The organism is Brevibacterium antiquum, from assembly GCF_016107655.1.
Taxonomy (GTDB): domain Bacteria; phylum Actinomycetota; class Actinomycetes; order Actinomycetales; family Brevibacteriaceae; genus Brevibacterium; species Brevibacterium antiquum.
In genome coordinates this window covers 24,681-33,639 of the sequence record NZ_JABASX010000016.1, presented here as the reverse complement: position 1 = coordinate 33,639, position 8,959 = coordinate 24,681, and the positions used below count along the sequence as shown (strand labels likewise).

Annotated in this window: 7 protein-coding genes; 4 read left to right on the top strand and 3 right to left on the bottom strand. The window is 62.7% G+C overall.

The genetic code is table 11. From position 1 onward, the window contains the following. Both JFC13_RS18965 and ftsW read left to right on the top strand, forming a co-directional pair. On the top strand, positions 1-706 hold a 706-nt coding region (locus JFC13_RS18965), incomplete at its 5' end, for an MFS transporter (RefSeq protein ID WP_198398586.1). Beyond that, on the top strand, positions 699-1,985 hold the full coding sequence (gene ftsW / locus JFC13_RS18960) for a putative lipid II flippase FtsW (RefSeq protein ID WP_198398585.1): 1,287 nt from the start codon (positions 699-701) through the stop codon (positions 1,983-1,985). The genes JFC13_RS18965 and ftsW, both read left to right, overlap by 8 nt. On the opposite strand, the gene JFC13_RS18955 is transcribed toward ftsW, so the two are convergent. Next, on the bottom strand, positions 1,925-3,115 hold the full coding sequence (locus JFC13_RS18955) for a GAF domain-containing protein (protein WP_232488809.1): 1,191 nt from the start codon (positions 3,113-3,115) through the stop codon (positions 1,925-1,927). The two genes, ftsW and JFC13_RS18955, sit on opposite strands and share 61 nt — an antisense overlap. A 114-nt stretch (positions 3,116-3,229) precedes the next feature. Between JFC13_RS18955 and JFC13_RS18950 the strand changes: the two genes are divergently transcribed. Then, on the top strand, positions 3,230-5,050 hold the full coding sequence (locus tag JFC13_RS18950; RefSeq protein WP_198398584.1) for a flavin-containing monooxygenase: 1,821 nt from the start codon (positions 3,230-3,232) through the stop codon (positions 5,048-5,050). 396 nt (positions 5,051-5,446) lie between these two features. On the opposite strand, the gene JFC13_RS18945 is transcribed toward JFC13_RS18950, so the two are convergent. Both JFC13_RS18945 and JFC13_RS18940 read right to left on the bottom strand, forming a co-directional pair. After that, a complete protein-coding gene (locus JFC13_RS18945; protein WP_232488808.1) occupies positions 5,447-6,379 on the bottom strand; it encodes a hypothetical protein in 933 nt (310 codons plus the stop codon). 289 nt (positions 6,380-6,668) lie between these two features. Further along, entirely contained in the window at positions 6,669-7,190 is a 522-nt protein-coding gene (locus JFC13_RS18940; RefSeq protein WP_198398583.1) for a TetR/AcrR family transcriptional regulator, read from the bottom strand. A 149-nt stretch (positions 7,191-7,339) separates the two neighbouring features. On the opposite strand from JFC13_RS18940, the gene JFC13_RS18935 reads away from it, so the two are divergent. Continuing rightward, entirely contained in the window at positions 7,340-8,914 is a 1,575-nt protein-coding gene (locus JFC13_RS18935) for an MFS transporter (RefSeq protein ID WP_198398582.1), read from the top strand. Positions 8,915-8,959 lie beyond the last annotated feature (45 nt).

Here is an 8,959-nt window from a genome sequence, read left to right as displayed (position 1 = left end):
GGGTCGGGACGGCTCTGCGACGTCCAGCTTGGGTCGGGACGGCTCTGCGACGTCCGCCTCAGGTGAGCCACCGTTTCGGGCGATGCTCAGAGACCCGATCGCGTGGTCGGTCACCGGCTTCATGGGGTTGCAGTCGCTGAGTTACTACGCGGCTCTGACCTGGGTGCCGGCCATCTTCCAAGACGCTGGCATGCCTGCCGATCGAGCAGGATGGATGCTCTCGTTCTCTGCCTTCCCGGCAATCATCACATGCTTGGTCACGCCGACAATCGCCAAACGGCTCAAGCCGCGATGGCTGCCCGTCTTCGCTGCCGCTGTCCTCATCGGTGCCGCCTTCCTTGGGCTGCTGCTCGCGCCGCAAGCCGGTGCCTATGCGTGGATGACGCTGCTGGGGTTGGGACAGGGGGCAGCGATCAGTCTGTCATTGTCCTATATCGTGTGGCGCTCGCCGGATGCCCATCACACCGGGCACGTATCAACGATGGCCCAGGGATTCGGCTACCTCGTCGCCGGGCTCGGCCCGCTCGGATTGGGGTGGCTGCACACAGTTACGGGCTCATGGGCCGCGCCGCTCATCGTCCTCATCGTGCTGCTCCTGCTCCAGACGGTCATCGGCGGCCTCGCCAGTCGAGACCGGCACGTCGGAGGCCGATATCAGGGCAGGACAGTCATCGTCATGCAGGAGCCAGCGAATACGCATGGATAGCTACCGGGGCGACAGGACACGTGGGACATTGCGTGCCCGACTTCCTCGAATCGGCCAGAAGCTGCTGCGGGTGCCCGCCGTCCCGCGGGTCGACAGCGGATCTCTGGTCATCCTCGGCGCCTCGCTGTGTCTGGTCGGTCTTGGTCTGCTGATGGTGCTGTCGGCGACATCGATCACCTCCTTCGACGGAACCAGCGGATCCTCGTTCTCCATCTTCGCTCGGCAGGCACTCTTCGCAGCCATCGGCATCATCATACTGACCGTCACTGCGCTGATTCCCGCACAGATCTGGAGTCGACTGGCCGGTCCGATGATCATCGCCGGGTTGGTGCTCCTATCCCTTCCGCTGGTCCCGGGGCTGGGCATCACCGTCAACGGAAGCACCAACTGGGTGCATGTAGGCGGATTCCAGCTTCAGCCCTCGGAAGTCTTCAAACCAGTGCTGGCTCTGTGGCTCGGGGTCGCGCTCGCTCGCAGATCACAGCGGCTTCATCGCCCCAAAGATCTGTTCTTCGCCGTTGTCCCCGTCTCAGCGTTCGCGTTCGGTTTCATCCTCCTCGGCGGAGATCTGGGCACGACCTTGGTTCTCATGCTGATGACGTTGGTCGCACTGTTCATCGCAGGTGTCCCGAAACGGTATTTCGCGGCAACACTGGGGGTGATCGCCGTGGGTGTGACCATCCTCGTGGCTACAAGCCCTTACCGAATGGCACGTGTGCGCGCGATGTTCGCGGACACGGAAGCTTTGAGCGACGTCGAGGCTCTCGGCCAGCACTGGCAGTCCAATCATGGGCTGTTCGCGTTGGCCTCGGGTGGGTTCACCGGAACAGGGCTGGGAGCCAGCCGCGAAAAATGGTTCTGGTTGGCCGAAGCCCATAACGACTACATCTTCGCCATCATCGGCGAAGAACTGGGACTTCTGGGCACTCTGACGGTGGTGTGCCTCTTCGGACTGCTGGGCGTGGGGCTGATCAGAACCTCGTTGAAGAGCCGGGACCTGAAGACGAAGGTCCTGTGCGTGACCGTCTTCGTGTGGATATTGGGTCAGGCGTTCATCAACATGGGGGTCGTGACGACGCTTCTGCCCGTCATCGGCGTGCCGCTGCCCTTGATCTCATATGGCGGCTCCTCCCTCGTGTCTACGTTGATCGGAATCGGGCTCGTGATCTCCTTCGCGCGGGCCGATAGGGCGGGTCGAGATCGTGATCGCGACCATGATCAGGAGGACGCTGAAGCGGTCTCGTCGAACCGTGCGGACACGCCCTCGGCCCACCGGTAGGGTTGAGTCGCGAGGAGTGCACCGATCGAACGCCGCAGACGGGACACCTCGGCGCGCACCGTGACCTGATGGTCGGCATCGCCGTACAGCTTGAGGCTGAGATCGCCGGCGCTGATGCCAGCAGGCCCCGCCGAGGTGATCGCAGCCAAGATCTGGGCCCGCCGCGGCGTGAGCGGAACGACGAAGGGATCAGTGCTCGAGTCGATCTCCAGCACCGCCGAACGAGCAGTCTGCCGGAGCACCACCGACACCTGCTGACTGCCGATGTCGGCGCTCGGCCGCAGCAGCCAGCCACCGGTCACCTTCTCCGGGACGCACAGGCCGGCACCGGGGATGAGGATGGTGCGATCGGGTACCGGGACCTCTATCCGGTCTTGGCTCTGCACTCCCTGGCGGTAGGCGACCCACCCGTCGTCATCGACGACCAGTGCGGGCCCCCGGCTGCCGTTGAGAACCGTCGACATGCGATTGCGCAGGCTGCTCAGCTGCTCCTGCTGATTGAGGGAGAGCCGGGCCTCGGCCAGGCGGACAGCGGTTGTCACCAAAGACTGCACTGCCGGGTGGAGAGTCAGCGCCGGCCCGCTGATGTCGACGACGCCGAGGAGTCGGCCATCGCAGGGGTCATGGACGGGAACTGCACTGCAATACCAGGGGTGCTGCGAGGTCTCGAAGTGCTCTGCGGAGAACAGCTGGACCGGGGCCTCTTCGGCCAGCGCGGTGCCGATGGCGTTGGTGCCAACCACGGATTCGGACCAATGGGCACCCTCGACGAATCCGAGACTGTCAGCCTGTCGCTGGGCGGCACTGGCACCGTCGCGCCACAGGATCACCCCCTCGGCGTCGGTGACGACCAGGATGAAGGTCGCAGCATCGGGCATCCGCAGCAGAATGGCTTTGAGCTCATCGATGATGAGGCGCAATTTCGAGCCACGCCTGCGGGACTCCACATCCGCCTCGGCGGAGAGGACTCGACGATTGCCACCCGAGGGATCCAATCCCAAGCGCAGCATCCTCTCCCACGAGCGCGCAACGAGCGCACGCGGCTGCTCCGGCGGCGAACCGCCGGTGATCACGGCATCGTGGATGCGGGACAGATCCCGAGCAAGATGCGCCAGGTCGAGCTGAGGCATGATTCCGAGTATAGGGGTGATGTGGCTCACTGCATATGCAACTCGATGCAACCCTTCCGCCGACGCCGGAGGCGGCATAGCTTGGAGTCACACAGCTCAACGAGGAGGAGTGACATGACAACGACGATTGACCGCCAGCAGCTCACCGCCGATGACATTGCAACGCAGTGGCTGGGCGAATTCGAAGACGCCCTTCGGGCTCGGGACATCAGAGCCGCAGCAGGACTGTTCGCCACTGCGAGCTACTGGAGGGACCTGGTGTCGTTCACCTGGAATCTCAAGACGGTGGAGGACCCCGATGGTGTCACGGAGATGCTGACCGCGAACCTCAACCGAGTTACGCCCGTTGACTTCGAACTCAGCGAGCCTGCGGCCACTGCAGACGGTGTGACCGAAGCCTGGTTCACCTTCGCCACCTCGGTCGGTCGGGGTAAGGGCCTGGTGAGACTCATCGACGAGGACGGTACAAAGGCATGGACCATGCTCACTTCGCTGCAGGAGCTGACCGGGCATGAAGAACCACGTGGGACTCGCCGGATCAAGGGGGCCGAACACGGGGTCGACCCCGAGCGGAAGAGCTGGTCGGAGCAGCTCGCAGAGGAAGATGCGGCGTGGGGGAAGACCACGGACCCCTACATCCTTGTCGTCGGTGGGGGCCAGGGCGGTATTGCTCTGGGCGCACGATTGCGCCAATTGGGCGTTCCGGCGCTCGTCATCGACCGTTGGGAGCGCCCAGGGGATCAGTGGCGGTCGCGGTACAAGTCACTGTGCCTGCACGATCCTGTTTGGTACGACCACCTGCCTTACCTGAAGTTCCCGGACAACTGGCCGGTGTTCGCACCCAAGGACAAGATCGCGGACTGGTTGGAGTTCTACACCAAGGTGATGGAGATTCCGTACTGGTCATCGACGACGGCTACCTCGGCGAAGTACGACGACGAGGCTGGCCAGTGGACGGTCGATGTCGAGCGCGACGGGGAGAAGGTCACACTCAACCCCACCCATCTCGTCATGGCCACAGGCATGTCGGGGAAACCGAACATCCCGGCCTTCCCCGGCGCCGACAACTTCACGGGCGAGCAGCAGCATTCCTCGCAGCATCGCGGCCCCGATGCCTATGTGGGTCAGAAGGTCGTCGTCATCGGCAGCAACAACTCCGCCTTTGACATCTGCGGGGCGCTCTACGAGCACGATGCCGACGTCACGATGGTGCAGCGCTCGAGCACGCATATCGTCAAGAGTGATTCGCTGATGGAAATCGGACTCGGCGACCTCTACTCGGAGAAGGCACTCGCCAACGGAGTGACGACTGAGAAGGCCGATCTCATCTTTGCCTCCTTGCCGTATCAGATCATGCACGAGTTCCAGATACCGCTCTACGATCAGATGAAGGAACGGGACAAGGACTTCTACCAGCGGATGGAAGCAGTCGGTTTCGACCTCGACTTCGGCGACGACGAGTCCGGGCTGTTCCTCAAATACCTGCGCCGAGGCTCGGGCTACTACATCGACGTCGGCTCGGCCGAGCTGGTCGCCGATGGCAAGGTGAAGCTGGCGAAAGGAGACGTTGACCATCTGACCGAGGACTCCGTGGTTCTCGCCGACGGCACCGAGCTGCCCGCCGACCTCGTCGTCTATGCGACCGGATACGGCTCGATGAACGGCTGGGTCGCCGACCTCGTCGACCAGGAGACGGCAGACAAAGTCGGCAAGTGCTGGGGGCTGGGTTCGGAAACGACGAAGGATCCCGGTCCGTGGGAGGGCGAGCAGCGCAACATGTGGAAGCCCACCCAGCAGGAGAACCTGTGGTTCATGGGCGGGAACCTGCACCAGTCGCGGCACTACTCGCTGTACTTGGCCCTGCAGCTCAAGGCCCGGTACGAAGGGCTCGAGACGCCGGTCTACGGCCTGCAGGAGGTCCACCACTTGAGCTGAGGAGGTGCGTCGAACCGGCTAGTTGAGGAGGAGGGGCGCCGGAGTCCGGCGGACGGCCCGGCCGGCTGGCTTGTCCTCCTGCAGCCGAAACGGGGCGCTGCGAATCCTCAGTGAATCCGCGCATACATCCCGGCGGCTGCTGAGTCTCCGGCGACAAGTGAAAGCTCGGCCGTCACTAAGTGGTCGGAATGGGCTGGCTGCCCCTTGCGGAAACGGCCCATTTCGACCACCTAACGTGTTAGTGGGCCGTGGTTGCTTGGTCCTGATGGCGGATATTCGCGGGGCCAGTGGCGAGTACGCAGTCTCACGGCGCCGATCTGAGTGGATCGCCGACCGCAGTGGATCACCGACGGCCGTGGTGAGCGATTGACGATCTTGGTGGTCGGGGTGCGCGACTCATGCCAACCGGAGGTGGTGGCGAATCTTGGACTCGAGAGACCGGTAGTTGGTTCGGCTCGTCACTTTGAGCACGATCCAACCCGCATCTCTCATGGCTTCATCGCGCTCGATGTCTCGAGTCCATTGTTCCGGAGATGAGCGATGGTGATCGCCTTCGTACTCGAGCGCGAGTCGAGCCTCCTCGTAGCCCAGATCAGGCTCGACCTTGCCTCTGGGCAGATCGGTTTCGATCTTCGGATGAACAGTCGGCTCCGGCAGCCCAACCGAGATCATCCATAGACGTAGATCGGTTTCTCTCGGGGAATCGACTCCAGGACGGATGAGATCGATTGCGTTGCACAGATGGCGGCGTCCTCTCAGACGTTCGCGCCGACTCACCAGTCCCTTTAAGGCGTCGAGCGACAATTGGGGAGGCCCATGCCACTTGCCGACGGCGGCATCACCGACCTTCACCAGATCACCCAGTGTCAGATCAGGCGCGATGGCAAGGAATGTGTCCGCTGGGCCGAGCACAGGAAGGTCCAACCATGTTGCCGCAGCGGCATGTCGCGTACGACGTACCGTGACATCTGGCATGCGGATCCGCCGATCCAACTCTGCAGTGCACAGGCGAAGTCGCGGGTCATTCATCAGGTTCCACGGCAATGGCCAGCCATAGATCCGGGCAGCCGTCGAGTAATCGGCGAGAATATGAGAAAACTTGAGCCGAGCTGCGCGGAGTCGCAGAGAATCCCGCTCCCAACTTTCATCTGCCCATCTCGGCGTACGCCGGCTCTCGAGAGACTCGCGATCCATTCTCACTCCAGGTAGGACGATGGGACAGCGCTGCGTGTTGAAGAGCTGATGCCGGGTGATACCGAACTTCTGGGCATCTCGAGCTGCAAACAGGCGCGGATAGTCGCGCATCTCCCACCTGCTGTCGTTGAACATGAATGTCATTGTGACGTATCTGGGCTGAGAAGTGGAGTGTCCAAAATCGGCCTGTGGACAGAGATCTTCCATCCACAGGTAATAGCACGCGAGTCGTGTGACGGAGTTGGTACCTGACGACTCGAACGTGTCCCTCAGAGCGGGTCTTAAATGGTCGAAATGGACGCATTATGCGCAGAAGAACCAGCCCATTTCGACCACTTAAGCGAGGTGCTCGGCCTCTTGAGAGACTTCTTAAGGGTCATGGGCGCAGGTGTCACAATTGTTGTGGCACTCTCGGCGCCAGGGCTCAAAGCCCCAGTCGCGTGAGTACGTTCTTGACGTGGGCCAGAGCTTCGTCCTGGGAGAGACCGAAATTCTGGTTGAAGTACATTCCATCGCCAATGAGCTGGATCGTCATGGCCAGGTCGGCGTCGCCGAGGTGGTCGTTGAGGGCGTTGAACCATGCTTCACGGGTCTTCCGCAGCGCGGTTTTCGCTTCCTCGTTCTCCTGTGCCAGACAGCTTGCGGCGATGAGGCTGCGATCAAGGGGCGTACCGATCTCCGCCGAAGTCTCCAGATAATAAAGGTGCAGCCGGTCACCGGCAGACTCCATGGACTCGACGTCTTCCTCGACAAGGCGGTCCAGGCGGTCGAGGCTGCCCTTGATCAGCTCAGCCTTCGACCCGAAGTGGTAGAGCAATCCACCCTTGGATACTCCTGCTTTCGCCGCAACTGCATCGAGAGTTGCGCCCGAGAATCCGCTCTCGTCGAGGAGGGTGTCAAAGGCGTCGAGCAGCTTCTCTTTGGTGTCGGTGGATTTGCGGACCATACCGAGGAGCCTAGTCGATCAATCCACCCAATCCGGTGGATCGTGTCTGAGCGCGAGACGGGTGGGCTGATTCTCTTCTGTGCACAGCTGAGCAGACCTCGGCAGTGATCATGTTGTCAACTGTACCGTCTAGACGGTATAGTAGTTTTATGTTCACCACACAGACACCACAACTGCGCGCCGGCCGGCGCGAATGGGCTGGCCTGGCTGTGCTGATGATCCCTGTTCTGCTCATCTCGATCGACAACACCGTCTTGGGATTCGCGATACCGGCCATCAGCACCGGCCTCCATCCCACCGGCACCCAGCTCCTCTGGATCGTCGACATCTATGCGCTCATGCTCGCAGGGCTCCTCGTGGCCATGGGCAGCATCGGCGACCGGGTCGGCCGCCGCAAACTGCTCGTCATCGGCGCCCTCGGCTTCGGCCTGGCCTCGCTGCTGGCGGCGTTTTCCACCTCGGCGGAGATGCTCATCGCCTCGCGTGCACTGCTGGGTATCTTCGGCGCCACACTGATGCCCTCGACCCTGTCTCTGATCCGAAATATCTTCCTTCACGACAGGGACCGTCGCGTCGCGATCGCCACGTGGGCGGCCATGTTCAGCGGCGGCGCCGCGCTGGGTCCCATCGTCGGCGGCTTCCTGCTCGAGCACTTCCACTGGAGCGCGATCTTCTTCATCAACCTGCCTCTGATCGCGATCTTCATTCCGGCAGCCATCATGTTGCTCTCGGAATCGCGCGATCCGAATCCGGGGCGCATCGATCCGCTGTCGATCGCATTGTCGATGCTCATGCTCACCCCGCTCGTCTTCGCCATCAAACATGTCATGGCCGATGGGGTCGACGTTCTCTTCTGGGTCAGCATCGCGGTGGCCGTTGTCGCCGGTGCAGGCTTCATCCTGCGTCAGCTGGCAACACCCAACCCGATGCTCGACGTCAGGCTCTTCGCGAACAAAGTCTTCACCTCGGCCGTGACATCGAACCTGCTCAGCGTCATGGGATTGGCCGGCTTCCTCTACTTCGGCACCCAGCTCCTCCAGCTCGTCCTCGGTCTCTCGCCGATCCAGGCGGCACTCATCCTCATCCCCGGGCTCATCACCTCGATCGCCTCGGGCTATCTGGCGGTGCCGATCATCGCTCGCCTGCAGCCGCGCGTCGTGGTCCCGTGCGCTCTGGTGCTCAATGCCATCGGAATGGGAATCGTGGCATTCACACCCGAGCACTCGGTGCTGGGAATGGCCATCTCCTTCCTCATTCTAGGCATCGGTCTCGGCACGGCCGAGGTCATCACCAACGACCTCATCCTCGCCGCGGTGCCGGCGAACAAGGCAGGTGCCGCCTCGGCGATATCGGAAACCGCGTACGAATTCGGATCCGTGTTGGGAACGTCCGTGCTCGGCGGACTCTCGACCATGGTCTACGGAAGTGCCCTGCAGTCGACGATCGGTGCCAAGGCCGGGCAGTCCCAGTACGAGACCCTTGGCTCAGCGCTCGAGTACGCCGCCGGGCTCGGCGGCAGTGCCGGAGACCGGATCGCCGAGGCGGCTGTGGCGGCCTTCGACCTCGGCGTGCAGTGGGCGGCTGGGGCTGCCGTGGTCCTCGTTCTCATCGCGGCCGTGCTCACGACGTTCGGGCTCAAGGGCGCCGGACGACTTCTGCCCGGGACGAAGGCGGACTCGATGGAATCTCAGGCGAAGGACTCCGCGGCGGCCGAGATCTGCTGACGGAGCCGAGCTCTGTCGGTGGAGCCGAGATCTGCTGACGCGGCA

Bases quoted from the DNA above. Each gene is read 5' to 3' on its own strand.
- ftsW (WP_198398585.1), top strand. From the start codon at position 699: ATGGATAGCTACCGGGGCGACAGGACACGTGGGACATTGCGTGCCCGA.
- JFC13_RS18955 (WP_232488809.1), bottom strand. From the start codon at position 3,115: ATGCCTCAGCTCGACCTGGCGCATCTTGCTCGGGATCTGTCCCGCATC.
- JFC13_RS18950 (WP_198398584.1), top strand. From the start codon at position 3,230: ATGACAACGACGATTGACCGCCAGCAGCTCACCGCCGATGACATTGCA.
- JFC13_RS18945 (WP_232488808.1), bottom strand. From the start codon at position 6,379: ATGTTCAACGACAGCAGGTGGGAGATGCGCGACTATCCGCGCCTGTTT.
- JFC13_RS18940 (WP_198398583.1), bottom strand. From the start codon at position 7,190: ATGGTCCGCAAATCCACCGACACCAAAGAGAAGCTGCTCGACGCCTTT.
- JFC13_RS18935 (WP_198398582.1), top strand. From the start codon at position 7,340: ATGTTCACCACACAGACACCACAACTGCGCGCCGGCCGGCGCGAATGG.